Source organism: Arhodomonas sp. AD133 (assembly GCF_051195215.1).
Classification (GTDB): domain Bacteria; phylum Pseudomonadota; class Gammaproteobacteria; order Nitrococcales; family Nitrococcaceae; genus Arhodomonas.
Genome location: NZ_JBNAZM010000029.1, coordinates 32,683 through 57,606, shown reverse-complemented (window position 1 = coordinate 57,606; position 24,924 = coordinate 32,683). Strand labels below are relative to the sequence as shown.

Below are 24,924 nucleotides of genomic sequence, written 5' to 3'. Positions count from 1 at the left end.
CGCCGGCGCGAACGCGTCTTGCCCCCGGGCCGCTGTGGCGCTCTGACGCATGACAATACTTCTGAGAAGATTAGTAGCTTGCCACTTTGTACGTGCGACTATGCGAAGCATAATTCTCTACGGCCTCAAGACCTGCGACACCTGCCGCAAGGCGCGGCGGCATCTGGACGCGGCGGGGGTGGACTACCGCTTTCGCGACCTGCGGGCCGACGGCGTCGACGGCGAGCGGCTGCGCCGGTGGGAGGCGGCGGTGGGCTGGGAGCAGTTGCTCAACCGCCGCAGCACCACGTGGCGGCAGCTCGCCGAAGCCGATCGCGCGGACCTCACCGCGGATCGGGCCATTGCCCTGATGATCGACCACCCGACGCTGATCAAGCGCCCGGTACTCGAGTACGACGAGCGCGTGCTCGTCGGCTACCGCGCGAACGACTACGACAACTTGAGCTGAGCCCATGTCCGATACCCTGGATCTCACCTGCGAGCTCATTCGCCGAGTCTCGGTCACCCCGGAGGACGCCGGCTGCCAGGCCCTGCTCGCCGAGCGTCTGGAGCCACTGGGCTTTGCGTGCGAGACCCTCGCATTCGGCGAGGTGACCAACCTGTGGGCCCGGCGCGGCACGGCCGGTCCCCTGCTCGCCTTCGCCGGCCATACCGACGTGGTCCCCAGCGGTCCGGAGACCGAATGGCGCACACCACCGTTCGAGCCCTCGGTACACGAGGGGCTGCTGTACGGGCGCGGCGCGGCCGACATGAAAGGCAGCGTCGCGGCATTCGTCACAGCGCTCGAGCGATTCCTCGCCTACCACCCCGAGCATACGGGCAGCGTCGCACTGCTGATCACCAGTGACGAGGAAGGCCCGGCGGTCAACGGCACGCGTCGGGTCATGGAGGCGCTCGCGGAACGGGGCGAGACCATCGAACACTGCCTGGTCGGCGAGCCCAGCTCCGAAGCACTGGTGGCGGACACCATCAAGATCGGCCGCCGCGGCAGTTTCCACGGGCACCTCACGGTGCGCGGCATTCAGGGTCACGTGGCTTACCCGCACCGCGCCCGTAACCCGGTGCACGAATTCGGCCCGGCGCTGGCCGAGCTGGCGGCCACCGAATGGGACCGGGGCAACGGCAGCTTCCCGGCAACCACATTCCAGATCTCCAACCTGCAGGCGGGCACGGGCGCGAGCAACGTCATCCCCGGCAACCTGCACGTGGACTTCAACTTCCGGTTCTCCACCGAAGTCACCGAGGACGACCTGCGTGCGCGCACGGAAGCCATCCTCTCCCGCCATGGCCTCGACTACGAGATCGAATGGGAGCTCTCCGCTCGTCCGTTTCTCACCGACCGCGGTCCGCTGCTGGAAGCGACCCGGCACGCGATCGAAGCGGTGACCGGACGCGCCACGACCCCCTCGACCGCCGGCGGCACATCCGACGGACGCTTCATCGCCCCCACCGGTGCCCAGGTCGTCGAGCTCGGTCCACTGAACCGCAGCATCCACCAGATCGACGAACACGTCGCCGTCAGCGACCTGGAGACGTTGTCGGCGATCTACGAGGGCATCCTGCAGCGCCTCCTGACGGAGGCGAGTTAAAGGTTTGAGGCGAGTTAAAAGTTTCAAGTATCAAGTGAAAAGTAGCGCGCGGCATCAGCCGTGCCGCTACCGGCCACGTATTGGCACTCGTCGCGTCGCATTAGTCGTCGCGAAATGCGGTGACAACCCGAGACGCAGCAAGCAATGGCATCGCGGTGGAAACGCGAAACTTTCAACTTGATACTTGAAACTTTCAACGCTCTCTAAAGTGCCTCGACGCGCTCGGCGATCCGACCCGTCGCCACCAGCTCTCGGAACTCGTCGGCAAGGCGTTCGCTTTCCGCCGCGACCTGGAGCCAATAGCGCTCGCGTTCGTCATCGGACATGGCGAGGAAGTCCTCCCGGTCCGGCACCTTGCCGTGGGGCAAGCGCGCCAGGTGGGTCTCGCTCGGTGCGAGCACGACGGTCCACGAGGCGCGCGCGAGGCGGTTGCGCCGCCACCGCAGTGGCTTGTCGAACCAGCCGGGCACCAGGTGCGGATAGAAATGCGGCTGCAGCGTTAGTCCGGCCCCGGGATCATAGCCACCATCGAAGTGATAGTCCGTGAGCCCGCCGTCGTAATAGACCCCCGGCCCCGCGCCGGGAACGTCGATCACAGGCTCCATCACCCCCGGGATCGAGCCGGTGGCCAGGAGCGCCGCGGAGAAGTTGTCGGCATCGAGCGCTACCCGTCGGGTAGGCAGCCCGTCCACGAAATGCACGGTCTCGCCGCTCCCGCCGCTGTGGAAAAGGATCCGCTCGACGAACAGTCCGAGACTGCGGCGATGAACCAGATTACCCAGGGCCGCAGCCCCGAGACGCATCATGTGTCGCCGCGGCGAGCCATCAACGCTGCCGCGCAGGCGCACAGTCACCAAGTTGAGGCGGAAACGCGGATGTGCAAGCGCCTGCGCCGCACCATCGCGTGCGAACACGGCCTCCAGTGTCTGCCAGGCCATGCCGGTGACATAGGCGGGCGATGGGCGCGCGGGATAACGCTGGGTGCGGTAGGCATGTTCGAACCGGGCGAACGCCGCGCGGGCATCGGGCAACGCGGCACACGCGAGCCGCCACGATCCCGACGAGGAGCCCAGCAGGTTCACGGCCCGTGAGCCCTGCGCCAGGAATTCTCCGAAAACGACGCGGTCCAGCTCGTAGACGCCGAGCCATTTCGGCCCCCCTGAGGCAGCGGTCACAGCCGCCACGTCGGCGTTGTCCAGCCCCCGCTCACGCAGGTGCCGCCGCGCGGCGTCGCCAGCGAGTACACGCAGGGCGGGGTCACTCATCGGCTGCGCCCGGGCGCCGGTGATGAGGCTTGAGGCGAATGTAGATCGTACGCTCGACCGCCGCCACCACTTCGCCCTCGTTGTCCCGGATCGCGACGGTAAAATCCTCGAGCAGCTTCTCCCCACTCTCCGCGGCCGCGCGGATACGCGCCAGGCGTTCCGGATCCAGCTCGAACCGAGCCGTCACCGTCCCCCGCCCCGGTCGGCGGTATTCGATGCGCGCACTGTGATCCCAGACCCAGTAGCGTTTGCCCAGCGCGTGCAGCAACATGAGCATGTAGAACGGGTCGGTCATCGCGAAAAGGCTGCCGCCGAACTGCGTTCCCACGTAGTTGCTGGTCCAGCGACGATGGTGCAACGCCACCACCGCACGCTGCCAATCGGGGGAGATCTCCTTTACCCGCACGCCGGCACCGAGAAACGGCGGCCAGATATTCATGAGGCGCGCCAACCATTTCGCAGAGACCCGCATACCCGTCACCGGTAGTCCGAAAACGCAAGAGCCTACCCGCTCCCGTCCGGCATCGGAAGCGGCCGGAACCATACGATTGCGCGACGGGACAGTGTCAGCGTGGTCTGTGTCCTGTACCGGACACTAGACGAATCGCTCCCACAACAGCTTCGTCAACATGCCGACACATACCAGCACTACCAATGGGCGAATCAGGGCGACACCCCCGCGTATTGCCATATTCGCCCCCAGTGTGGCGCCTGCGAGCTGGCCGACGATCATTACCGCACCAACGGTCCAGAGCATGTGGCCGCCGGCGGTGAACAGTGCCAGCGAGGCGATGTTACTGGTGACATTGAGCACCTTCGTGAGCGCGACGGCACGGCGCGCACTGGCCCCAAGCAACGCCACCGCCGAGGCCGTGAAGAATGAGCCGGTACCGGGCCCGAAGAAGCCGTCATAGAACCCGATCGCGGGGGCCGCGGTGAGCCCGTAGCCCCAGCGACCCAACCGCGGCTCGGCCTCGAGGTCGCCGAGGCGTGGGGAGAGCAGGAAATACAGCACCATCGCCGCCAGCAGGAACGGCAGAAGCGTCTCCACCACCGCCGTATCCACGACCTGCACCAGCGCTGTGCCCGCCGCGGCGCCGATGAACGATGCGGCAATCAACCCCCGCGCCCAGTGCAGATCCACCCAGCCACGGCGCACATAGTGCACCGTAGCGGTGAACGCTCCGGCGGTTCCCTGGAGCTTGTTGGTCGCCAGCGCCGGCAACGGCGGAACGCCGGCGAGCAGCAATGCCGGCAGGGCGATCAACCCGCCTCCACCGGCAATGGAATCCAGCCAGCCGGCGGCGAATCCCACCGCGGCAAGGAACACGTAGACCTCCGGAGCAACGGTCCAGTCCACCGTCGCGACTCCTCATGCGTATCGTGGAAAGGGCCCGGACAGTGCCGGCGTCACGCCTTCGGCGAGTCTTCCTCAAAACGGCCGGCGGTGCGGTTTTTCCGCACGCTCTCCGCCGGAAAGACACGCCCGTTCATGGCAACGTAGACCCCCGGCGCCAGCAGCTGGACCGCGGCCAACGCAAAGCCCAGATTGAACGGCGCGTCGGTCTCCTGCATGCGTGCCGGCAGCATGGCCCCGACGAGCACGATGGTGTGGGTCTCCAGGTCGGCCAGCGCACGCGCCGTCTCCGGCATCGTATCGGTGCCGTGCGTGATGACCACCTGGGATGCCCCCGAAGCCTCGATTCGCTCACGCAAAGCGGCACGGTCGACGTCGGTGAGCTCGAGGCTGTCTTTCGCGAGCACCGCTTCGACGCGGTAGTCCAGATCCACCCTGGCCTGCTCGAGAATACGCGGCGCCTGCGCCTGCCCCACGGTGAACTCACTGAGTGCGTCGAAGTAGACCTTGTCGAACGTACCGCCGGTGGTCAGCACGAGCACCGGCGATGCATGTAGCGAATCGCTCATGCCTGACGGGCCCCCGCGGTGGCGATACTCACCCCGAGCGCCACAAGCACACCACCCATGACACGCTCGAACCAATGACCGAGACGGGCGAAGCCGCGGCGCACACGCTCGTGACCGAAAACCGCCGCAACCAGCGAAAACCACGCTGCGGTAGCCACCGCCATGTAAACGCCATAGCCGATCTGGAGCGCCATGGGGGTTTGCGCGCTGATCACCACCGAGAACAGCGAGAGGAAGAACAGCGTCGCTTTGGGATTGAGTCCGTTGGTCAGGAAACCGGTCACGAAAGCCCGCCGGGCGGAAGGCATTTCCACCGGCGCATCGCCGGGCCCGGTCGCGACCGTTTCGTTGGGACGCGCGCGCATGGCCTTTATCCCGAGCCAGACGAGATACGCAGCCCCGGCGAACTTCATGATCGTGAACGCGAGAATCGACTGGGAGACGATCAGGCCAATGCCGAGCAGCGAGTACGCCACGTGCACCAGAATCCCCGCGCCCACGCCAAGGCTGGTAAGCGCGCCCACGCGGCGGCCGTGGCCGACGCTCTCGCGTACGACCACGGCGAAGTCGGGCCCGGGACTCGCCACGGCGAGCAAGTGCACCGTGGCGACGGCGGTGAATTCGAGGAGGTATTCCGTAGCCATCGAAACAATTCCACGTAAAAGTATCAGGCTACACCAGCCTCGCCGGGCCCGCCAACGACCCTTCAGGCCGCCGCGAGGCGGGCGATCGCCCGATCCAGCCGGGTAATGCCCTCCTCCAGATCCGCTTCGGGAATGATCAGCGACGGTGCCAGACGCACCACGTCCGGTCCGGCCACCAGGCTGAGCAGCCCCTCGTCCAGTCCCGCCCGCAAGATATCCCGGGCCTTCCCCCGCCAGCTCTCGGCGAGCACACCCCCGAGGAGCAGGCCGCGCCCGCGCACCATCTCGAAGCAACCGTACCGCTCGCCGAGCTCGGCGAGTGCGGCCTGAAGGCGTTCCGAGCGCTGCCTGACGCCGGCGAGCACCGCCGGGTCGCTGACGATATCCAGCACCTCCGCGGCAACCGCACAGGCGAGCGGATTGCCCCCATAGGTGCTGCCATGGGTGCCCGGCTGAAAGGTCTCGGCGATGGACGCGCGGGTGAGCATCGCGGAAACCGGAATACCCCCGCCCAGCGCTTTCGCCGTGGTAAGCACGTCCGGCGCCACACCGAGGCCCATGTAGGCGTACAGATCGCCGGTACGCCCGACACCGGTCTGCACCTCATCGAAGACCAGCAGTGCCCCGCGCTCGTCGCACAGGCGGCGCGCAGCAGCGACGAATTCCGGATCCGCCGGCACGATACCGCCCTCGCCCTGAATGGGCTCGAGCACGACCGCACAGGTACGTTCGGAAACCGCCGCCTCCAGAGCCTCTATATCGTTGAACGGCAGATGACGCACATCGCCGGGCACCGGCCCGAAGCCCTCGCGATATTTGGCCTGACCGCCGGCGGTGACGGTGAACAGGGTGCGGCCATGGAATGCCTGCTCGAACGCGATGATCTCGGTGCGCTCGGTTTCGCCGCGATTGAAAGCATGGCGGCGAACCAGCTTGAGGGCCGCCTCGTTGGCTTCGGCACCGGAATTGGCGAAGAACACGCGCTCGGCGAAGGTGAGCTCGGTAAGCCGGCGCGCCAGCTTCAGCGCCGGCTCGGTGGCGAGAACGTTGGCCACGTGCCAGATCTTGTTGGCCTGCTCGGTCAGGGCGTTGACGAGACGCGGATGCGCATGGCCAAGGCAGGTCACCGCGATGCCGCCGGCCAGATCGATGTACTCGCGTCCCTGCTGGTCCCACACACGCGAGCCTTCGCCGCGTACCGGGATCACCCCCGGCGGGTTGTAGTTGGGGACCATCACCTGATCGTATAGCTCGCGGGTCAATTCGGAGGTTGCCATGTCACTCCTCGGGTCGGTGGGTAGAGACTCTCGCACGGTGCAACGCACCGCATGCGCTTGCGAACGGCCGGCGAACGCCACACCAGTTGTCCAGAGCACGAACGCTGCCGCGCCCGGGCGTCGCCGTCAACTCGACTGAAACATCCCGGTCTCGCCGATAGGCCAGCGTTCCCCCCGGTCCGCCACGTCGCTGGGCACGGCACGAATCGTGTCGCCGTCGTTGACTGCCAGCGCGTGCAAGACCGACGGCGCCACCACGGCATCACCGCCACGGTGCTCCACGTGGGCGAGCGCGCTTCGGAAATCGCGCCAACCCGGCGCCGCGACGACGCACAGCGGCGCCTCCGGCCCCGGCTCGCCGGCAACCGCCCGGAAGCAGCGGCTGGCACGCACGGCGCTGATCTCGGCGACCCTCGCCTCCAGGGTGGGTCCGGCGTCGAAAATATCCACGTACCCCTCGTAGTGGAAGCCCTCGGCCTGCAGCAGGCGCAGCGCCGCGCGGGTATCCTCGTGGACCTCGCCGATGACGGCCTGGGCCTCCGGCGCCAGCAGAGGCACATATATGGGGTTGTGCGGCATGAGCTCGGCGATGAACGTTTTGCCCCGGGTACCGCTGAGGTAGTCGGCCCGATAGAAGGGCATATCGAAGAACTGCCGGCCCAATGCGTCCCAGAACGGTGACGTACCCTGGGCGTCGCTGACGCCGCGCATCTCGGCGATGACTTTCTCGGGGAACCGGTCCATATGCTCGGCGAGAAACAGGAAACGGCACTTCGACAACAACCGCCCCATGCCACCACGCCGGTAATCCGCATGCAGGAACAGAGAGCCCACCTCTGCGCAGCCGGTGTAGTCGTTGGTCAGATACAGGGTGGGCACGACGCGGTGGACACCGAGCTCGCGCGAGGCGTGCACGACGGTGCCCACGCGGTAGCTGTAGAACGGCTCGTCGAGCCCGACCCCGGCTTTCACGCCGGTGGTGCCCACCACCGCGCCGGTTTCGGTGTCCTCGAGCACGAAGAAGAAGAACTCCTCACCGCCGCCGTTCGACCACTCCCCCGGGCCGGCGGCGAAGCTACGCCCGGACAGGGAGACCTTGCGCGCCAGCGAGTCGTGGTCACGAGGCAGCGAGGTCATGCCGATTCCAACCCCGTCGACCAACTCGACGACAGCGTCCAGATCGTCTTCCCGCACGGGTCTCACCACCAGCATCGTCAGCCCTCCTCAGTCCCTGTCTCACGGACATTCGGCCAATCGATATCGCCCCTCGCCAGCCCGAGCAGCAATGTCGCCACCAGCGCCGCCCTCCGCCCCAGCGAGGGAATCTCCATGTACTCGTCCGCGCTGTGAATCCCGCCGCCGACCACCCCCAGGGTGTCGACGTTGGGCAGACCGGCGGCGGCCAGATTGTTGCCGTCGCAGCAGCCCCCCGTGGCCTGCCAGCTCACCTCCTCGCCGACGGCTTCGCCACAACGGCGCACCGCCTCGAACAATGTCTCGAGAGCCGGGGTCATCGGCTTGGGCGGGCGGGAGAAACCGCCGTGAAGGGTGACGACATAGCCCGGCGGGGCATCCACCTCGCGCCGCGCCGCCTCGATCTCGCGCGCGACCCAATCACCGTCGGCGGTGCTGGTCACACGGACGTTGAGACGAACCACGGCGCGGTCGGGCACCACGTTGGTCGGTCCGCCACCACGCACGAAAGCCGGGTTGACGGTGACACCGTCGCGAACGCCATTGAGCGCGTCGATGCGTGCGATGAAACGCGCCGCCGCGACCACGGCGTTGCGCCCCAGGTGATGCTCCCGGCCGGCATGCGCGGCGCGCCCGTGAAACACCGCGGTCCAGTTACCGCTACCCCGGCGTGCCCCGGCGAGGGTGCCATCCGGCAACGACGGCTCGAACACCAGCCCCAGATCATGCCGCCGCGCGGCCTCGTCGAGCGCAGGCGCCGATCCCGGCGAGCCGATTTCCTCGTCCGGATTGAGGAGCACCTCCCAGCCGATGCGGCCGGCGAGCTCGCTCTCTTCCAGGGCACGCAGGGCATCACGCATGACGACCAGCCCGCCCTTGAGGTCCGCGACACCGGGACCACGCAGACGCTCGCCCTCGCGCCACACCTGCTGAAACGGATGGTCGGCGGGAAAGACGGTATCCGTGTGACCCACGAGCAATACGGAGGGCGCGCCGGGCACGTGCCGCCGCAGCCTTACCAGTGGCCCGAGGGGCTCGGCGACGGCCTCACCGTCATCGTCCACGCGCTCCCACTGCGGCAGTGTCTCGCGGGTACACTCGGCGCCGAGACCAGTGAACAGCGCGGCGGCCGCGTCGCTCATGGCTGTCACGCCGGCGATGTTGCGACTGCCGGAGTTGATACCGGCCAGTGTCTCGAGATCCGAGAGGCTCTGGTGCGCTCGCTCATCGATCGCTTCCCTTGCGGCCGCGTAGACAGGTTCCTTCACGTTATCTTCTCCGCGTTCGAGCACGTTTCGCCCAGCATAGGCGGCAACGGACATGATTTCCGGCTGAATCAACGCGTGCGGTAGAATTATTCTCTACAGACAACGGATTGTTCCCGATCATCTATGGCAGACTCCAAACGCCAGCCCACGCGGCTGGACCGAACCGATCGCCGTATCCTGCGTATCCTCCAGGAGGAGGGCCGTGTCGCGAATGTGGAACTGGCCCGACGGGTACACCTCACACCGACGCCGTGCCTGGAGCGCGTCCGGCGCCTCGAACGCGATGGCTACATCGAGGGCTACAATGCCCGGCTCAACGCCGCGAAGCTCGGAATCGGGCTCACGGTGTTCATTCAGCTAAGGCTGGACCAGACGAGTCTGGACATATTCGAGCGCTTCCACGACGCGGTCATGGCGATGGACGAAATCGTGGAGTGCCACATGGTGCCCGGCGAGTTCGATTACCTGCTCAAGATCCGGGTATCGGACGTGGGCGGCTACCGCTGGTTCATGGCCGAACGGCTCCCGCTGCTACCGGGTGTGATTCAGACCTACAGCCATGTAGTCATGGAAGAGGTCAAGGTCTCACCCGGCTTCCCGGTGCCGGGCACCTACTGATCCGATCACGGGTAATCGACACAAAAAACCCCGGCCAGGGGGCTAATCCGGCCGGGGTCCTCAGGGAGGCGACGTTCGTCGAACGTCAGTTTTCTCCGAGTACCGCAGCGTGCTTGACTTCCGCGCCGCGGCCCTCTTCTTCCCGGAGATGGTTGTCGAGCAGGAATTCCCATCCGTGCGGGGCAATGTGCGGATAGGCAGTGGCCCGCTCGTCACGAGCGCGACTATCGGCGAGGTAGTAACCGCGACGTGGGGCAGGTTCGTGAGGGTCGTCTTGCATCACTTTGTTGCTCCTCCAGAAATTTGAGCATTCAGAAACCTTTGTTGTAGTCAAGCGTAACAACTCGGGAAGACGTTGTGCGCCTAAGTTCTTGTCTCTTCTGGACTATGACTTGTGCCATACAGTCACAAAAAGCGCTTGCGAGCGCGCCATCACGGCAACGCTGCGATCCACGGCACATAGGAATGTCACGGAATAACGCTTGAAGGCGGGGGTTCGTTAGTGGCTGGCGCCCTTACATACCGCGTGGGCCGACGCGATCGGCGGCGCATTGATGCGCCGCCGCTCTCGTGTCCCGTATCGGCATGTCCGATGCAGGACACCCGGGCATCAGGAGGCGAGCCCTAGCACGTGGGTCATGTCGTAGAGCCCGGCAGGCCGCTGCGCCACCCATGCCGCCGCCCGCACCGCACCGCTGGCAAAGGTCATCCGGCTGGAGGCACGGTGGGTGATCTCGATACGCTCACCGAGGCCGGCGAACATCACGGTATGCTCGCCCACGATATCGCCGCCCCGGATGGTCTCGAAGCCGATAGTGCGGCGATCGCGCTCACCGGTATGCCCTTCGCGGCCATAGACCGCGCACTCGTCGAGATCCCGCTCCAGTGCCCCTGCGAGCACCTTGCCCATCTGCATCGCGGTGCCCGAGGGCGCATCCACCTTGTGCCGGTGATGCGCCTCGATGACCTCAACGTCGAAATCGTCACCAAGGGCCCGCGCCGCCAGCTCGATGAGGCGAAGGGAGAGATTGACACCAGCGCTGTAGTTGGGCGCGAACACCACCGGGATCTGCCTGGCGGCATCCTCGATGCGCTGACGCTGCTCCGGGCTATGCCCGGTGGTACCGATGACGATGGCCCGCCCGGCCTCACGGCAGACTTTCAGGTTCTCCTCGGTGGCGTCCGGCAGGGTGAAGTCGATGAGCACATCGAAATCCGCCGCTGCGGCCGCGAGGTCCGCGGTCAACGCGACCCCCATGCGCCCACCACCGACGAGCTCGCCGACGTCGGAGCCGATCAGGCTGCTGCCGGGGCGATCGACCGCCGCGGCAAGCTCGGTGGCCTCGTTGTTCAACGTCGCCTGGACGAGATTGCCTCCCATGCGGCCGGCGGCCCCGACGATTCCGATACGGGTCATGGTCGCTGTCCTCTCGTGGGGTGTCAGAAGCGCATGTTCTCGAAGAAAGACTTCACCGAATCCACCCAGGAGCTACCCCGCGGATTGTGCTTTTCGCCACCGCGCTCCAGGGTATCGGCGAGCTCCTCGAGCAACTCCTTCTGCCGGCTGGTGAGGTTCACCGGCGTCTCCACCGTCACCCGGCAGAGCAGATCCCCGGGGGGACCGCCACGCACCGGTTTCACACCCTTGCCGCGGACCCGGAAGATCTTGCCCGATTGCGTGCCCGCCGGAACCCGCAGATTCACGCGCCCGTCCAGCGTCGGCACTTCGAGCTCGCCGCCCAGCGCGGCCGTGGGCATGGCCACCGGGATCTCGCAGCGCAGATCCGAGCCGTCGCGCTTGAAGATCGGGTGCGGCTTGACCGCCACCTGCACGTAGAGGTCGCCGGGCGGGCCGCCGTGCTCACCGGGCTCGCCCTCGCCATTGAGGCGGATACGGTCACCGGTGTCGACACCGGCGGGAATCTTCACCGACAGGGTCTTGGACTGCTGGACCTTGCCGTTGCCGCCGCAATCACCGCAGGGATTGGTGACGATGGTGCCGGCGCCACGACAGCGCGGACACGTCTGCTGAATCGAGAAGAAGCCCTGCTGCACGCGCACGTCCCCGTGCCCGTGACAGGTGGGGCAGGTTTCCGGGCTGCTGCCCTTGGCCGCACCACTGCCGCTGCACGTCTCGCAGTCGACCAGGGTGGGCACTTCGATATCGGTCTCGGTGCCGAAGACCGCGTCCTCCAGGGACAACTCCAGAGTGTAGCGCAGATCGGCGCCACGATAGACCCGACCGCCACCGGGGCCGCCACCGCCGAAGATGTCCCCGAATACGTCGGAGAAAATGTCCGAGAAGCTTGCGCCGCCGCCCCCGAACCCGGCGCCTGCCCCCATGCCCGCGTTCGGATCGACGCCGGCGTGGCCGAACTGATCGTATGCGGCGCGCTTCTGGGAGTCGCCGAGGATCTCGTAGGCCTCCTTGACCTCCTTGAAGCGTTGCTCCGCGTCCTCGTCACCCGGATTGCGGTCCGGATGATACTTCATCGCCATACGGCGATAGCTTTTCTTGATATCGCTGTCCGAGGCGTTTCGGGATACGCCGAGAACTTCGTAGTAGTCGCGTTTCGCCATGGTTCCGCTCGGGCGCTGTAGTGCCTGTGTCACATCGGGGCGAAGGCGTCTGCCGGCTCAACCGCAACCACCCCGTCCGTGCAACGAAAAGGCGCAGGATGCCATACATCCTGCGCCCGCCGATCCGGTTCAAACGGGGGCAGACCGGCCCCCGAAGCCGTCATTTGCGGTCGTTGTCCTTGACCTCCTCGAACTCGGCGTCGACCACGTCGTCCTGCTCGGAGCCGCTCTTCGCGCCGCTGGCGGACTCGTCGCCGGCGGCCTCGCCCTGCTGCTCGCTTTGCTGATAGAGCTTCTCGGCGAGCTTACCGGACTTCTCGGACAACGTCTGGGTCTTGGCCTCGATCGCCTCCTTGTCGTTGTCCTTCATGACCTCTTCGAGCTCGGAGATGGCGCTCTCGACGTCCTGCTTCTCCTCGTCGGAGACGTTATCGCCGAGGTCCTTGATGGACTTGCGGGCGGCGTGAATGAGGTTGTCCGCCTGGTTACGCGCCTCCACCAGCTCCCGCGCCTTCTTGTCTTCCTCGGCGTGGGCCTCGGCGTCCTGGACCATGCGCTCGATCTCGTCCTCGTTAAGGCCGCTGGAGGCCTTGATGACGATGGACTGCTCCTTGCCGGTGCCCTTGTCCTTCGCCGAGACGTGCAGGATACCGTTGGCGTCGATGTCGAAGGTCACCTCGATCTGCGGCACGCCGCGGGGCGCCGGCGGGATGTCCTGCAGATCGAACTTGCCGAGGGACTTGTTGTCCTTCGCCATCTCGCGCTCACCCTGGAGCACGTGCACGGTCACCGCGTTCTGGTTGTCCTCGGCGGTGGAGAACACCTGATTCGCCTTGGTCGGGATCGTGGTGTTCTTCTCGATGAGCTTGGTCATCACGCCACCGAGGGTCTCGATGCCGAGCGACAGCGGCGTGACGTCGAGCAGCAGCACGTCCTTGACGTCGCCGCCGAGCACGCCGCCCTGGATCGCGGCACCGATGGCCACGGCTTCGTCGGGGTTGACGTCCTTGCGCGCATCCTTGCCAAAGAAGTTCTTAACCGCCTCCTGCACCTTCGGCATGCGCGTCTGGCCGCCCACCAGGATCACGTCGTCCACCTCGGAGGCAGACAGCCCGGCATCCTTCAGCGCGAGCTTGCACGGCTCGATGGTCCGCTCGACGATGTCCTCCACCAGCGACTCGAGCTTGGCGCGGGTGAGCTTGAGATTAAGGTGCTTCGGCCCGCTCTGGTCCGCCGTGATGTACGGCAGGTTGATCTCGGTCTGCTGGCTCGCCGACAGCTCGATCTTGGCCTTCTCGGCCGCCTCCTTGAGGCGCTGCATCGCCAGGCGGTCGCCGCCGAGGTCGATGCCCTGATCCTTTTTGAACTCGGCGATGAGGTAGTCGATGATCGCGCGGTCGAAATCCTCGCCGCCGAGGAAGGTATCACCGGTGGTGGAGAGCACCTCGAACTGATGCTCGCCCTCCACTTCCGCGATCTCGATGATGGAAATGTCGAACGTGCCGCCGCCGAGGTCGTAGACCGCGATCTTGCGATCGCCGCCCTTCTTGTCCATGCCGTAAGCGAGCGAAGCCGCGGTGGGCTCGTTGATGATGCGCTTGACCTCGAGCCCGGCGATCTTGCCCGCGTCCTTGGTGGCCTGGCGCTGGGAGTCGTTGAAGTACGCCGGCACGGTGATCACCGCCTCGGTGACCTCTTCGCCCAGGTAGTCCTCGGCGGTCTTCTTCATCTTCTGCAGAGTGCGCGCGGAAATCTCCGGCGGCGCCATCTTCTTGCCGCGCACATCGACCCAGGCGTCGCCGTTGTCCGCCTTGACGATGCTGTAGGGCATCTCGCGAACGTCGCGCTGCACGACGTCTTCCTCGAAGCGCCGGCCGATCAGGCGCTTGACCGCGAAAACGGTATTCTCCGGGTTGGTCACCGCCTGACGCTTCGCGGCGGCACCGGTGAGAACCTCGCCGTCCTCGGAGAACGCCACCACGGACGGGGTGGTACGCTCGCCCTCGGCGTTCTCGATAACCCGGGCCTTACCGCCCTCCATCACGGCAACGCACGAGTTGGTCGTGCCCAAGTCGATGCCGATGATCTTACCCATAACTGATGAACTCCCTTCTGATCCCGTGTCTCCCGCCCGGCGGGAGCGATGCATTACTAGTCTGTGACCTGAGGTAGGGGCGCGCAGCCGTGTTTCAAGCCTGCTCGTCCACCTGACCGCCCTGAGAATCGCCCTCCGCGGCGCGCGCGACGATGACCATCGCCGGCCGCAACAGACGCTCACCGAGCACGTAGCCCTTCTGCACGACGTGAATCACCGTGTTGGGCTCGTGCTCGGCGGACTCCTGCGCCGCCATCGCCTCGTGGCGATCCGGATCGAACTTCTCACCCTGCGGATTGATCTCCTGGATGTCGAACTTCTCCATCGCCTGCACGAGCATGCGCAGCGTGAGCTCGGAACCCTCGCGGAGCTTGGCGACGTCCGCGCCCTCTTCGTGCGCCGCGGACACGCCCATTTCGAGGCTGTCCCGCACGCCGAGCAGCTCCGAAGCGAGCTTCTCCAGGCCGTAGCGCCGCGCCTGCTCCACGTCACGCTCGCTGCGCCGACGCACGTTCTCGAGCTCGGCGCGGGCGCGCAGGAACTGGTTCCAGTTCTCTTCCGCCTTCGCCTGCGCCTCGTCGAGCTTGGCCTGCAGCGCCTCGTACTCCTCGGCGGGCACGGCTTCGCGTTCGCCCACGGGCGTCTGCTGCTCCTCGCCTTCGCCATCGGCTGGCGTCTGCGACTCGTTGCGTTGTTCGTCAGTCATCGAAGTCTCCGTAAAAGCGAACACACTTCGCTGGACAAATGCCCGTTGCCACCGCGGCTGTGCGGTGCCTCGTCAGCCGGCGAGATTGGGGTCACTGGCCCGGATTCAAGGCATGCCCGAGCAGCCTTGCCGTCACATCGACGATCGGTATCACGCGATCGTAATCCATCCGTGTGGGACCGATCACTCCGAGAACCCCCAACACCTCGCCGTCAGCGCGATAGCTGGAGGTCACGAGGCTCACGCCGTCGAAGATCTCGTAACCCGACTCCTCGCCGATGAATATCTGCACGCCGTCGGCCGACAGGCAGCGGTCGAGCAGATGGAGGATGTCGCGCTTGCGGCTGAACGCGTCGAACAGCTCCTTGAGCTTGTCCACGTTCGAGAGCTCGGAGAACGTCATGAGATTGGTTTCACCGGCCATGACGTAATCCTCGTCCGCCTCGCTATGCTCGGCGAACACGCGTTTGGCCACATCGATCGCCGTCTGCATGAGGCTGTTCATGTGCTCCCGGTCCGCCTGCATCTGTGCGAGCAGCAGGTGGCGCACCGACGCCATGTCACGACCGGCGAACTCCGAGTTGAGGTAGTTGGACAACTGCTGGAGCTCGCTGGCGCTGAAGTCCCGGTCCGTCTCGATCACGCGGTTCTGCACTTCGTGATCGTTGAGCACGAGGATCGCGAGGATCCGCCGCTCGGACAACCGCAGGAACTCGAGCTGGCGCAGCGCGCCGTAATTGCGCCGCGGCAGCGTCACCACCCCGGTCAGCCGTGTCAGCCCGGACAGCAGGCTGGAAGCGGAATCGACCAGCGAGCCGGCATCGCCGTCACCTTCGAGACGGATGCGCAAGCGGTCGATGTCGTGATCCCCCAGGGGCTGGACAGTGAGCAGCGAATCCACGAAGAAGCGGTAGCCGAGATCGGTGGGCACCCGCCCCGCCGAGGTATGCGGCGAGCACACGAGACCGGCGTCCTCGAGATCGGACATGACGTTGCGTACGGTCGCGGGGCTGAGATCGAGCCCCGACTCGCGCGTGAGTACACGCGACCCGACGGGCTGCCCGTCGCGTATGTACCGCTGCACCAGCGTCTTGAGCAGACGCTGTGCGCGCTCGTTGAGAACCGTATCACCGGTCTTGATGTCGGCCATGGATGCGTGCCGAGGTGTGCTCCTCGTCTCTGTGGGCCAGGTGTTGGCACTCTCCGCCCGAGAGTGCCAATCGAACGCTACCAACGGCCGCACGGCCTGTCAACGCGCGCCCTGCGGGGCCTCACGCCGATTGGCCCGAGCCCGCGAAAATGCTACGTTCGCGCCAACGTACGCGACGGGACGCTCATGCACGTACTGCAGACCATCGGCATCACCGGCAAGCCCGACGACCCCGGCGTGGCCGAAACAATCGTTCGCATCAAGGACCACCTGCGCGCCGCGGGCCGAGAGGTCCTCGTCGATGCCGAAACCGTGCCCGAGCAGGCGAGCGGGCACTGCGAGCGTGTGCCCGCCCGGGAGCTGGCCGGGCGCGTCGATCTGCTGATCGCCGTCGGCGGCGACGGCACGCTGCTGACCGCCGCGCGCACGCTCGCCGACGTCGAGGTCCCGATTCTCGGGGTCAACCGCGGACGACTGGGTTTTCTCGTCGACGTCTCCCCCGGCGACCTCCACGAGATCGACACGGTCCTCTCCGGCCACTACATCAGCGATAACCGGATGCTGCTCGCCGCGGAGCTGCGTGACGAGAGCGACCACGTGATCGAAAGCGGCATTGCGCTCAACGACGTGGTGCTGCACAAGTGGCACACCGCGCGGATGATCGAGTTCGAGGCATCGATCGACGGCCAGCTGTGCAATCACTACCGCTCCGACGGACTGATCGTCTCCACGCCCACCGGATCGACGGCCTACGCCATGAGTGGCGGCGGCCCCATCGTCCACCCGGACGTGGATGCGATCACGCTCGTGCCCATCTGCCCGCATACGCTGTCCAACCGCCCACTGGTGATCAACGCGGGCTCCACCGTGGAAATCCGCATGCCGGGCGAGGAAATGGCGCAGATCCGGGTGAGCTGTGACAGCCAGCAGAACCTGGAACCCGTGCCCGGTGCGCGCATCGTCATCCGTCGCCACGCGCGCCCGATCCACCTGGTCCACCCCCCGCAATACCGCTATTTCGACATTCTGCGAGCGAAGCTGCGCTGGGGTGACGGGCACCCGGTGTGACTGGCGGAGCGCCCCAACTCATGTACCCTTGACGCCATCGGCCCGATGCGGCCGCAGCGGGACAGGCGACAGGGGCAAGCATGCTACGCCACATCCACATTCGTGACTTCGCCATCGTCGATCACGTCGAGATCGATTTCGACGCTGGCATGACTGCACTGACCGGCGAGACCGGCGCCGGCAAGTCCATCCTTCTGGATGCGCTGGGCCTGTGCCTGGGCGACCGCGCCGAGGCCGGGCTCATTCCCGAGCACGCCGACCGTGCCGAGATCAACGTGGCCTTCGACGTCACCGGCAATGCGGCAGCACGGGCCTATCTCGCCGAACAGGAAATGGACACCGACGGCGAGTGCCTGTTGCGCCGTGTGCTCCACCGCAGCGGCCGCTCCCAGGCCTGGCTCAACGGCCGCCCGGTCCCTCTGCAGATTCTCGACGCGCTCGGCCGCCACCTGGTAGACATCCACGGGCAACACGCCCATCAGTCCCTCATGCGCACGGAAGCCCAGCGCGAAACCCTGGATGATTTCGGGAACGTGCACCAGGCGCGGGCGGAAGTCGCCGAGCTGCATCGCGAATGGCAGGCGTTGCGCGCGGAGAAACGCCGCCTCGAAGGCGGCGACCAGTCCTACGGCGACCGCCTCGACCTGCTGCGGTTTCAGGTCGAGGAGCTGTCCGCCGTGGAGATGAGCGCCGAGGATATTGAAGCGCTGGACGCGGAGCAGCGCCGCCTCGCCTCGGCCGGCACGACCATCGAGACCTGTCAGTCCCTGCTCACCGCGCTCTATGACGACGACCAGGCGGTACAGACGAGCCTGAGCGCGGGCGTGCGCGAGCTCGATCCGCTCACCGACATCGACGAGAGCCTGCGCGGTGCCCACGAGCTGCTCGCCGGTGCCCTCGCTCAACTCGAGGAAGGCTGCCAGGAGCTTCGCCACTTCGTCGACGCCATGGAGCTGGACCCGGAGCGGCTGCAATGGGTCGAAGAGCGCATCGCCACGCTCAACGACCTGGCCCGCAAGCACCGCATCCGGCCGGTGGAGCTACCCGAGCGACTCGCCGAGCTCCGCGAGGAGCTGGAAACGCTGGAGAACGCCGAGGCGCGGCTGCAGAGCCTCGACACCGAGCTCGCCGATTGCGAGCACCGCTACCGCGAAGCCGCGGGGTCGCTTCACACGGCACGGGCCACGGCAGCGGACGAGCTCGCGAAGCGCGTGAACGGCCTGATCGTCGAGCTCGGCATGGAAAACGCGTCGCTACACATCAACGTCGCCCACGATGCGCACGCGCGCCCGACGCCCCACGGCCTCGACGAGGTGAGCTTCCAGGTGAGGACGAACCCGGACCAACCCTACGGCCCCTTGCATCGGGTGGCCTCGGGCGGCGAGCTCTCCCGCATCGGCCTGGCGCTCGCCGTCTCCACCGCGGACGTCAGCCGCATCCCCACGCTGGTTTTCGACGAGGCCGACACGGGCATCGGCGGTGCGGTGGCAGAGGTGGTCGGCCGCAAGCTGCGTGAGCTCGGCGGCAGCGCGCAGGTCCTGTGCATCACCCACCTGCCCCAGGTGGCCGCCCAGGGGCACCACCAGCTACGCGTACGCAAGGCCACCGACGATGGCCGCACGCGCACCCGCATCGAACGTCTCGATGAACGCGAACGCACCCAGGAAATCGCCCGCATGCTGGGGGGCGTGGAGATCACGGACAATACGCTCAACCACGCCCAGGAGATGCTGGCCCGCGCAACCGGCTGATGCCCCGACGCGCGGGGAGGCGGCAGGCTGCACGCCTCCCCGCCTCGCGACACCCGTTTACTGCTTCTGGCAGTCGCGGCAGCGGCCGTAGAGGATCAGCGAGTGGTCGGTGAGGTCGAAGTCGTGGTCCTCGGCGACTTTGCTTTGACGCCGCTCGATGGTCTCGTCCATGAACTCCTGGATCCGGCCACACTCCACGCAGACCATGTGGTCGTGGTGGCCGCCCTCATTGAGCTCGAAGACCGCCTGGTTGCCCTCGAAGTTGTGCCGGTCGACGATGCCGGCCGCCTCGAACTGGGTCAGCACGCGGTAGACGGTGGCCAGGCCGATATCCTCGCCCGCGGACATGAGATGACGGTAAACGTCCTCCGCGGAGAGATGCTCGTCGCGATTGCTCTCGAGAATCTCGAGGATCTTCACTCGTGGCAGCGTGACCTTCAGGCCGGCCTTACGCAGGTCTTTGGATTCCAAAACCCCTCCCGGAGCGGTCCGTGTCAATGTCGCCGTAGCTGCGTTATGATGCGCCACCACTGCTTACTGAGAAAAGGAAGCAATTGGTGCGCCTCGTCACGGCATTATACATCAGCGCCCTCCTGCTCGGCGGGTGCAGCATCAACCGCGTACCCTTCGTCTACGACCCGGATCTGCAGCAGGGCACGCTCATCGAGCAGGCGGACGTCGCCCAGCTGGAACCGGGCATGTCCCGCGACCAGGTACGCTTCCTGCTGGGCACGCCGACGGTGGACGATCCATTCCACGCCCAGCGCTGGGACTACGTCTACTATTTCGTCCCGGGGGACGACCTGGGCGGCGAACCCGCTCACCGGCAGCTTACCGTCTTCTTCGACGGCGACGAGCTCGTGGGCGCCGAAGGCAGCTTCATCGAGCCCGGCAACCCGCTCCACGGCCGCCGCGCCGCCGGCAATGGCTAGCGCTGCCCGGCAGCACGCCGGCGCCGCATCTCCTTGGGATCCACCTTCAACGGCCGGTAGATCTCGACACGGTCGCCGTCGGCAAGCTCGTCGGCGAGCGTGACCACCCGCGCGAAAACCCCGACGGACTGCCGGCCGAGGTCGATATCGGGGAAACGCTCGAGCAGGCCCGAGGCGCGGATGGCCGCCTCGACGGTGGCCGGCGCCGGCAGAGTGACCGTCACCAGGGCCTGCTCGTCGGGTAACGCATAGACCACCTCCACGCGAACACTCGCCGCCGATTCAGCCATATACCACCCTGGCCCGCTGCACGAACGAATCCACCAGTGTGTTCGCCACCTGGGTGAACACCCGCCCGAACGCCATGCCCAGTAACCGCGACGCGAATTCGAACTCCAGGTCCAGCGAGACCTTGCAGGCCTGCTGCTCCAGCGCCTGGAAACGCCAGTAGCCGTGCAGGTGCCGGAACGGCCCCTCGACGAGGCGTATCTCGATCATCTTGCCGTGCTGCAGGCGATTCTGGGTGGTGAAGGACTTCTCGAATCCACCCTTGGCGAACACCAGCGTCGCGCGCACGGCATCATCGTCGCGCTGCAGCTCCCGGCTCGACTTCACCCACGGCAGAAACTCCTGATAGGAGTCCACGTCGTCCACGAGGCGGAACATCGCTTCCGCCGAGTACGGCACCACTGCCGAACGCGATACGCTCGTCATACACCCTTCCAGTCGTTCACGCGAGAACTCCGGCCACTTCGAGCCCGATCAGAACCAACGCCACGGGCGCGGCAAACCTTACCAGAAAGCGCCAGACCCGGCCGAGCGCGGGCGGCAGCAGAGCGAGGCGCACCGTCTCCGCGGACAGCACCCAACCGGCGAAAAACGCCACGCCCAGACCCACCGCCGGCAGCAGCACCATGCCGAGCAAACGGTTGACGGCATCGAACAGCCCCACGGTCTCGCCGAGCAGAGGCACCCGCCAGTGCTCCAGCAGGCCGAAGGAGAGCAATGGCAGCAGACCCAGCAACCAGGCGACCACGCCCACCGTGGATGCGGCCCCCGCGCGGTCGATGCGCGGATGCGCGGCGAGCCAGGCAACCGCCGGCTCCATGAGTGCGTATACGGACGTCCACGCGGCAAGCGTCAATGCCGCGAAGAACAGCACGCCCAGATAGTGCCCGCCCTGCACCGCGCCGAACGCCACGGGCAGGCTCTGAAACGCGAGCCCGGCCCCGCTCGCCGGCGTCATGCCGCCCGTGAACACCGCCGGAAAAACCGCGAGCCCGGCGAGCACGGCAAACACCGTATCCGTAGTCACCGTCCACAGCGCCGGCGCGACCACGCCCCCGCGCCGATACGAGCCGAACGCCAGCATCACGCCGGTGCCGAGACTCAGGGTGAAAAACGCATGACCCAGCGCCGCGAGCACTGCCTCCGAGGAAACCGCGCTCGCCTGCGGAACGAACAGGAATGCCACGGCGGCCGTGAATCCGGGCACGCGCCACTGCGTGATCACGAGCACGGCCAGTAGAACGCCGAGCATGGGAACAAACCAGCGTGCCGCCACTTCGATACCGTGGCGCAGGTCCCGGCCCGTAACGAGTATCGCCGCGCCGAGGAACAGCGTGTACCAACCGAGCAGTGCTTCGCCGTCGGCCACCAGCGCCTGGAAAAGCCGGCCCGCGCCGAGGCTGTCCAGCCCATCGAACGCACCGCTCGCGGCGCGGAACACGTAGGCAAGCGCCCAGCCGCCGACGATGCCGTACAGCGATACCAGCACCACGCCGACCACGGTGGCGAGGGCACCGAGCATCCCCCATGCCGGGCTATGCCCCTCACGCACCGCCACGCGCGCCAGCCCCCGCACGGGGTCGACGCCCGCACAGCGGCCTATCAGCAGCTCCGCAATCAGCAGGGGCAGCCCCAAGCCGAGCAGGCACAGCACGTACAGGCCGACAAAGGCACTGCCCCCGTACTCCCCCACAAGCCAGGGGAACCGCCAGATGTTACCCAGCCCCACCGTCGCCCCCACCAACAGCAGCGTGAAGCCGCGCGCGGAGGGCACCGTCGTGGGCGCACTTCGGCCTGCGAACAACAAGGGAGACTCCCGACCCCGAACTGCGCGCCATTGTCGGCACTCCTCGCCGAACCGGCAAGCCGGCGTTGGCGCGACGCCCGCCGATCATTAGAATAGCCGCCGTGAGTAAGAAAGCCGGAAAGCAGAAAGCCAAGGGTGACGGTGGCGCCACCATCACCGTCAATCGCAAGGCCCGCCACGAGTACTTCATCGAGGACCGCCTGGAAGCCGGCCTCGCGCTGGAGGGCTGGGAGGTCAAGAGCCTGCGTGACGGGCGCGCGAACCTCACTGAGGGGTACGTGCTGCTCAAGGACGGCGAGGCCTGGCTCATCGGTGCGAACTTCCCACCGCTGCCTACGGCTTCGACGCACATCCACCCGGATCCGACACGCACGCGCAAGCTCCTGCTCCACCGCCGCGAGATTGACCGCCTCATCGGCGCCAGCGAGCAGAAGGGCTACACCGTGGTGCCCCTGGACCTGCACTGGAAGCGCGGGGTGGCGAAGCTCAGCATCGGGCTTGCCAAGGGCAAGAAACAGCACGACAAGCGCGCGGACAAGAAGGAACGGGACTGGCAGCGCGACCGTGCCCGGATTCTCAAGCGCAAGGCCTGAGGCCGCGACCATGGCCCCGGGCGGCGCCCGAATCAGCGCTCGTCAGGAACTCCGGGATGCCGTAGACTGTCACATGAATTGAACACTGGGGGCGACATGGCTTCGACGCAGGTCGCGAAACCTCAGGTGCATGCCGAGGACGTCACTCAACCTCGTAAAACATGTGGCAAAAAAGATAGTTGCCAACGACGACAACTACGCCCTCGCGGCCTAAATAGCCGTGAGCGGTCGGCATCCGGTCTCCCGTGGCCGATGTTCGACCGGCATATTACACGGGATAGCCTGACGGACCGCCCGGATCCGTCACGCGAAACCTTAACGGGCTCGCTGCCTGCACGCCCTGTCCGTCGGGTGGCAGGCGGCTAAAAACAATAGACGGATCTAAGCATGTAGACCCTGAGGCGGAGGTCCTGCGGACGCGGGTTCGATTCCCGCCGCCTCCACCAAACACTGCAGGGCGGATACCGCCTGGCTCGCAAAACCCCGCTCCACGCGCTGGAAGCGGGGTTTTTTGTGGCCGCCATCATGCCGGAAGCACGGCGGGACGAACGGTTCCTCACCCACGAGCGTTGCCGACTATCTTGAAGATCACGGTCCGTTCAGTGAGGAGACACGTCATGAGCAGAATCGTCCTCGCATGCGCTTGCGCGACCGCCGTGTCCTGGGGAGTGGCCAGCGCCGAAACCATTATTGTCGATCCATCCGCCTTTGCCGATGGCGCCGATATCAGCAACGCCGTGGATCACGTCACTCTGTCCACAGCGCAGGGCTCGATGGTCATCGAATTCCTCGACGTCATCGAACCCCTAGAGCTGACCTCCGATCTGACAACACCGGTTTTCGCCGTCGGCGGTGTCTTCGCCCACTCCGCTGGCGATATCTGGTCCGCGGGGCAATGCTGCGGTGGTGATCAGGTGCTGCGTGCCGACTTCGAACGCCCGACCTTCTCCGTGGCAGTCCACTTTCTGCCCAATGACACCGATACCGGCGTCCTGCAGATCTACGACGGTCGGGGTCGTCTGCTGGCCGAGCAGCTCGCGCGTGACAATGTCCCGTTCACGATTTCGGTGGATACACCCAATAAACCGATCGCCTACGCGCTGGCAACCTACGGAGACACCGGCCGCATCGCCACGCTGTCATTCGATATGCCACCGAGGCCCGGAGTGGAGTGATTCCCACGGCCCCCTTGGACCACCTCCCAAGCAGTCACAACCCGCGCCCTGGAGCATCCGCTCCGGGGCCTTCGGACAGTATTGCCCTGCCACGGCTTGCTTCCTAGGCTTGCAGTGAAGGGCTTGCTGGCCACACAGGACAGGACCCGTATCCATGGCGACGGCGGGGCTTGCGGGCATCCGGATAGGCACGGCCGGCTGGCGGCTGGCGAAAGGAATACAGGACCGGTTTCCCGGCCCGGGCACACACTTGCAGCGTTACGCGGCCCGACTCACCGCCGTCGAGATCAACAGCAGTTTCTACCGGTCACACCGCCGCAGCACCTACGAACGATGGGCACGCGAGGCGGGCGACGACTTCCGCTTCGCGGTGAAGATGCCCCGGTGGCTGACCCACCGGCAACGCCTGCGGGACACGGACGGTCTGGATACGTTCCTGGGCGAAGTGGCGGGCCTCGGGGCTCGCCAGGGGCCGATACTGATTCAGCTACCGCCGAGCCTGCCGCTGGAGGCGGAGACGGTGGAACGCTTCCTGGGCGCCGTGCGTCGGCGCTACCATGGCGCCTTGGTCTGCGAGCCACGCCACCCGAGCTGGTTTTGTGAGACCGGCGAGCGGATCCTGCGTCGCCACCAGGTGGCACGTGCCGCAGTGGACCCGCCGGTGACCGCCACGGCCGGCGAGCCGGGGGGTTGGCCGGCCCCCGTCTATTACCGATTGCACGGCTCGCCGGAACGCTTCCGCTCGTCGTACAGCGACGAGTATCTCGCCTCTCTCTCCGAACACCTGGGGACAGCGGAAACGTCCTGCCGATGGTGCATCTTCAACAATACGGGATCCGAGGCGGGCATCGACAACGGCCTCACGCTCCAGGCACTGGTAAGGAAATCCGACGATGCGCCGATATATGAGTCATGACCCATAGTCCGGATAAGCAGGACGAGGGACACAGCTTCCCCTGGCAAATGCACCAACGTATCATTCGCTGTGTCATGGTTCA

27 protein-coding genes and 1 other RNA gene are annotated in these 24,924 nt (G+C 66.3%); 10 read left to right on the top strand and 18 right to left on the bottom strand.

What is annotated here, in order from left to right; all coding sequences use genetic code 11:
* Positions 1 to 100: 100 nt before the first annotated feature.
* Both ACPEES_RS15370 and dapE read left to right on the top strand, forming a co-directional pair.
* Complete coding sequence (locus ACPEES_RS15370) at positions 101 to 448, top strand: ArsC family reductase (RefSeq protein WP_435104417.1); 348 nt, start codon at positions 101 to 103, stop codon at positions 446 to 448.
* Positions 449 to 452: 4 nt separating this feature from the next.
* Positions 453 to 1,589 carry a succinyl-diaminopimelate desuccinylase gene (gene dapE, locus ACPEES_RS15365; protein ID WP_435104416.1) on the top strand — a complete coding sequence of 379 codons (1,137 nt, stop codon included), beginning with the start codon at positions 453 to 455 and terminating at the stop codon, positions 1,587 to 1,589.
* A gap of 203 nt (positions 1,590 to 1,792) precedes the next feature.
* Here dapE and ACPEES_RS15360 read toward each other — a convergent pair whose 3' ends face one another.
* The 8 genes from ACPEES_RS15360 to ACPEES_RS15325 all read right to left on the bottom strand — a co-directional run bounded on the left by ACPEES_RS15360 (position 1,793) and on the right by ACPEES_RS15325 (position 9,163).
* Positions 1,793 to 2,854 carry a patatin-like phospholipase family protein gene (locus ACPEES_RS15360; protein WP_435104415.1) on the bottom strand — a complete coding sequence of 354 codons (1,062 nt, stop codon included), beginning with the start codon at positions 2,852 to 2,854 and terminating at the stop codon, positions 1,793 to 1,795.
* Entirely contained in the window at positions 2,847 to 3,293 is a 447-nt protein-coding gene (locus tag ACPEES_RS15355) for a DUF4442 domain-containing protein (RefSeq protein WP_435104414.1), read from the bottom strand. Before ACPEES_RS15355 ends, ACPEES_RS15360 begins: the two co-directional genes overlap by 8 nt.
* Positions 3,294 to 3,449: 156 nt before the next feature.
* Positions 3,450 to 4,214 (bottom strand): TSUP family transporter, encoded by a 765-nt coding sequence (locus ACPEES_RS15350; protein WP_435104413.1) that lies wholly within the window; start codon positions 4,212 to 4,214, stop codon positions 3,450 to 3,452.
* Positions 4,215 to 4,264: 50 nt separating this feature from the next.
* Entirely contained in the window at positions 4,265 to 4,780 is a 516-nt protein-coding gene (locus ACPEES_RS15345) for an asparaginase domain-containing protein (protein WP_435104412.1), read from the bottom strand.
* A complete protein-coding gene (locus ACPEES_RS15340) occupies positions 4,777 to 5,424 on the bottom strand; it encodes a LysE family translocator (protein ID WP_435104411.1) in 648 nt (215 codons plus the stop codon). The genes ACPEES_RS15345 and ACPEES_RS15340 overlap by 4 nt, the downstream gene beginning before the upstream one ends.
* Positions 5,425 to 5,486: 62 nt before the next feature.
* Positions 5,487 to 6,701, bottom strand: a complete 1,215-nt coding sequence (locus ACPEES_RS15335; protein WP_435104410.1) for an acetylornithine/succinyldiaminopimelate transaminase — start codon at positions 6,699 to 6,701, stop codon at positions 5,487 to 5,489.
* Positions 6,702 to 6,827: 126 nt separating this feature from the next.
* Entirely contained in the window at positions 6,828 to 7,913 is a 1,086-nt protein-coding gene (gene astA, locus ACPEES_RS15330) for an arginine N-succinyltransferase (protein WP_435104409.1), read from the bottom strand.
* A 2-nt stretch (positions 7,914 to 7,915) separates the two neighbouring features.
* On the bottom strand, positions 7,916 to 9,163 hold the full coding sequence (locus ACPEES_RS15325) for a hydrolase (RefSeq protein WP_435104408.1): 1,248 nt from the start codon (positions 9,161 to 9,163) through the stop codon (positions 7,916 to 7,918).
* A gap of 123 nt (positions 9,164 to 9,286) precedes the next feature.
* Between ACPEES_RS15325 and ACPEES_RS15320 the strand changes: the two genes are divergently transcribed.
* Positions 9,287 to 9,781 carry a winged helix-turn-helix transcriptional regulator gene (locus tag ACPEES_RS15320; RefSeq protein ID WP_435104407.1) on the top strand — a complete coding sequence of 165 codons (495 nt, stop codon included), beginning with the start codon at positions 9,287 to 9,289 and terminating at the stop codon, positions 9,779 to 9,781.
* Between the two features lie 85 nt (positions 9,782 to 9,866).
* Here the strand turns inward: ACPEES_RS15320 and ACPEES_RS15315 are convergent, their stop codons facing one another.
* The 6 genes from ACPEES_RS15315 to hrcA form a co-directional block, all read right to left on the bottom strand.
* Positions 9,867 to 10,061: a hypothetical protein gene (locus tag ACPEES_RS15315; RefSeq protein ID WP_435104406.1), complete on the bottom strand. Its 195-nt coding sequence runs from the start codon at positions 10,059 to 10,061 to the stop codon at positions 9,867 to 9,869.
* A gap of 330 nt (positions 10,062 to 10,391) precedes the next feature.
* Entirely contained in the window at positions 10,392 to 11,198 is an 807-nt protein-coding gene (gene dapB, locus ACPEES_RS15310) for a 4-hydroxy-tetrahydrodipicolinate reductase (RefSeq protein WP_435104405.1), read from the bottom strand.
* Between the two features lie 23 nt (positions 11,199 to 11,221).
* Entirely contained in the window at positions 11,222 to 12,361 is a 1,140-nt protein-coding gene (gene dnaJ, locus ACPEES_RS15305) for a molecular chaperone DnaJ (RefSeq protein ID WP_435104404.1), read from the bottom strand.
* Between the two features lie 160 nt (positions 12,362 to 12,521).
* Complete coding sequence (gene dnaK / locus ACPEES_RS15300; RefSeq protein WP_435104403.1) at positions 12,522 to 14,456, bottom strand: molecular chaperone DnaK; 1,935 nt, start codon at positions 14,454 to 14,456, stop codon at positions 12,522 to 12,524.
* 94 nt (positions 14,457 to 14,550) lie between these two features.
* Positions 14,551 to 15,162 (bottom strand): nucleotide exchange factor GrpE, encoded by a 612-nt coding sequence (gene grpE / locus ACPEES_RS15295; RefSeq protein WP_435104402.1) that lies wholly within the window; start codon positions 15,160 to 15,162, stop codon positions 14,551 to 14,553.
* Positions 15,163 to 15,253: 91 nt separating this feature from the next.
* Positions 15,254 to 16,312, bottom strand: a complete 1,059-nt coding sequence (hrcA, locus tag ACPEES_RS15290; RefSeq protein ID WP_435104401.1) for a heat-inducible transcriptional repressor HrcA — start codon at positions 16,310 to 16,312, stop codon at positions 15,254 to 15,256.
* Between the two features lie 186 nt (positions 16,313 to 16,498).
* On the opposite strand from hrcA, the gene ACPEES_RS15285 reads away from it, so the two are divergent.
* Both ACPEES_RS15285 and recN read left to right on the top strand, forming a co-directional pair.
* Positions 16,499 to 17,380, top strand: coding sequence for an NAD(+) kinase (locus ACPEES_RS15285; protein ID WP_435104400.1), 882 nt, complete (start codon positions 16,499 to 16,501; stop codon positions 17,378 to 17,380).
* Positions 17,381 to 17,460: 80 nt separating this feature from the next.
* A complete protein-coding gene (gene recN, locus ACPEES_RS15280; RefSeq protein WP_435104399.1) occupies positions 17,461 to 19,131 on the top strand; it encodes a DNA repair protein RecN in 1,671 nt (556 codons plus the stop codon).
* 57 nt (positions 19,132 to 19,188) lie between these two features.
* Here recN and fur read toward each other — a convergent pair whose 3' ends face one another.
* Positions 19,189 to 19,602: a ferric iron uptake transcriptional regulator gene (gene fur / locus ACPEES_RS15275; RefSeq protein ID WP_435104398.1), complete on the bottom strand. Its 414-nt coding sequence runs from the start codon at positions 19,600 to 19,602 to the stop codon at positions 19,189 to 19,191.
* An 86-nt stretch (positions 19,603 to 19,688) separates the two neighbouring features.
* Between fur and ACPEES_RS15270 the strand changes: the two genes are divergently transcribed.
* A complete protein-coding gene (locus ACPEES_RS15270; protein ID WP_435104397.1) occupies positions 19,689 to 20,063 on the top strand; it encodes an outer membrane protein assembly factor BamE in 375 nt (124 codons plus the stop codon).
* Here ACPEES_RS15270 and ACPEES_RS15265 read toward each other — a convergent pair.
* From ACPEES_RS15265 to ACPEES_RS15255, 3 genes are read right to left on the bottom strand one after another with little or no spacing between them, the layout of a single operon-like run.
* Positions 20,060 to 20,353 carry an RnfH family protein gene (locus ACPEES_RS15265; protein ID WP_435104396.1) on the bottom strand — a complete coding sequence of 98 codons (294 nt, stop codon included), beginning with the start codon at positions 20,351 to 20,353 and terminating at the stop codon, positions 20,060 to 20,062. The two genes, ACPEES_RS15270 and ACPEES_RS15265, sit on opposite strands and share 4 nt — an antisense overlap.
* Positions 20,346 to 20,777, bottom strand: a complete 432-nt coding sequence (locus ACPEES_RS15260; RefSeq protein ID WP_435104395.1) for a type II toxin-antitoxin system RatA family toxin — start codon at positions 20,775 to 20,777, stop codon at positions 20,346 to 20,348. The genes ACPEES_RS15265 and ACPEES_RS15260 overlap by 8 nt, the downstream gene beginning before the upstream one ends.
* Before the next feature lie 16 nt (positions 20,778 to 20,793).
* Entirely contained in the window at positions 20,794 to 22,158 is a 1,365-nt protein-coding gene (locus ACPEES_RS15255; protein WP_435104394.1) for a sodium-dependent transporter, read from the bottom strand.
* 101 nt (positions 22,159 to 22,259) lie between these two features.
* Between ACPEES_RS15255 and smpB the strand changes: the two genes are divergently transcribed.
* The 4 genes from smpB (at position 22,260) to ACPEES_RS15235 (ending at position 24,842) form a co-directional block, all read left to right on the top strand.
* Positions 22,260 to 22,751 (top strand): SsrA-binding protein SmpB, encoded by a 492-nt coding sequence (gene smpB, locus ACPEES_RS15250; RefSeq protein WP_435104393.1) that lies wholly within the window; start codon positions 22,260 to 22,262, stop codon positions 22,749 to 22,751.
* A gap of 87 nt (positions 22,752 to 22,838) precedes the next feature.
* Positions 22,839 to 23,197: a transfer-messenger RNA gene (ssrA, locus tag ACPEES_RS15245) on the top strand.
* A gap of 171 nt (positions 23,198 to 23,368) precedes the next feature.
* Entirely contained in the window at positions 23,369 to 23,926 is a 558-nt protein-coding gene (locus tag ACPEES_RS15240) for a hypothetical protein (protein WP_435104392.1), read from the top strand.
* Between the two features lie 154 nt (positions 23,927 to 24,080).
* Complete coding sequence (locus ACPEES_RS15235) at positions 24,081 to 24,842, top strand: DUF72 domain-containing protein (protein WP_435104391.1); 762 nt, start codon at positions 24,081 to 24,083, stop codon at positions 24,840 to 24,842.
* The last annotated feature ends 82 nt before the right edge of the window (positions 24,843 to 24,924 follow it).

Bases quoted from the DNA above. Each gene is read 5' to 3' on its own strand.
- grpE (WP_435104402.1), bottom strand. From the start codon at position 15,162: ATGACTGACGAACAACGCAACGAGTCGCAGACGCCAGCCGATGGCGAA.
- hrcA (WP_435104401.1), bottom strand. From the start codon at position 16,312: ATGGCCGACATCAAGACCGGTGATACGGTTCTCAACGAGCGCGCACAG.
- ACPEES_RS15340 (WP_435104411.1), bottom strand. From the start codon at position 5,424: ATGGCTACGGAATACCTCCTCGAATTCACCGCCGTCGCCACGGTGCAC.
- ACPEES_RS15240 (WP_435104392.1), top strand. From the start codon at position 23,369: ATGAGCAGAATCGTCCTCGCATGCGCTTGCGCGACCGCCGTGTCCTGG.
- ACPEES_RS15360 (WP_435104415.1), bottom strand. From the start codon at position 2,854: ATGAGTGACCCCGCCCTGCGTGTACTCGCTGGCGACGCCGCGCGGCGG.
- ACPEES_RS15260 (WP_435104395.1), bottom strand. From the start codon at position 20,777: ATGACGAGCGTATCGCGTTCGGCAGTGGTGCCGTACTCGGCGGAAGCG.
- ACPEES_RS15285 (WP_435104400.1), top strand. From the start codon at position 16,499: ATGCACGTACTGCAGACCATCGGCATCACCGGCAAGCCCGACGACCCC.
- dapE (WP_435104416.1), top strand. From the start codon at position 453: ATGTCCGATACCCTGGATCTCACCTGCGAGCTCATTCGCCGAGTCTCG.
- ACPEES_RS15370 (WP_435104417.1), top strand. From the start codon at position 101: ATGCGAAGCATAATTCTCTACGGCCTCAAGACCTGCGACACCTGCCGC.
- ACPEES_RS15345 (WP_435104412.1), bottom strand. From the start codon at position 4,780: ATGAGCGATTCGCTACATGCATCGCCGGTGCTCGTGCTGACCACCGGC.
- astA (WP_435104409.1), bottom strand. From the start codon at position 7,913: ATGCTGGTGGTGAGACCCGTGCGGGAAGACGATCTGGACGCTGTCGTC.
- recN (WP_435104399.1), top strand. From the start codon at position 17,461: ATGCTACGCCACATCCACATTCGTGACTTCGCCATCGTCGATCACGTC.
- dapB (WP_435104405.1), bottom strand. From the start codon at position 11,198: ATGACCCGTATCGGAATCGTCGGGGCCGCCGGCCGCATGGGAGGCAAT.
- ACPEES_RS15320 (WP_435104407.1), top strand. From the start codon at position 9,287: ATGGCAGACTCCAAACGCCAGCCCACGCGGCTGGACCGAACCGATCGC.
- ACPEES_RS15315 (WP_435104406.1), bottom strand. From the start codon at position 10,061: ATGCAAGACGACCCTCACGAACCTGCCCCACGTCGCGGTTACTACCTC.
- ACPEES_RS15265 (WP_435104396.1), bottom strand. From the start codon at position 20,353: ATGGCTGAATCGGCGGCGAGTGTTCGCGTGGAGGTGGTCTATGCGTTA.
- dnaK (WP_435104403.1), bottom strand. From the start codon at position 14,456: ATGGGTAAGATCATCGGCATCGACTTGGGCACGACCAACTCGTGCGTT.
- ACPEES_RS15335 (WP_435104410.1), bottom strand. From the start codon at position 6,701: ATGGCAACCTCCGAATTGACCCGCGAGCTATACGATCAGGTGATGGTC.
- ACPEES_RS15235 (WP_435104391.1), top strand. From the start codon at position 24,081: ATGGCGACGGCGGGGCTTGCGGGCATCCGGATAGGCACGGCCGGCTGG.
- dnaJ (WP_435104404.1), bottom strand. From the start codon at position 12,361: ATGGCGAAACGCGACTACTACGAAGTTCTCGGCGTATCCCGAAACGCC.
- ACPEES_RS15355 (WP_435104414.1), bottom strand. From the start codon at position 3,293: ATGAATATCTGGCCGCCGTTTCTCGGTGCCGGCGTGCGGGTAAAGGAG.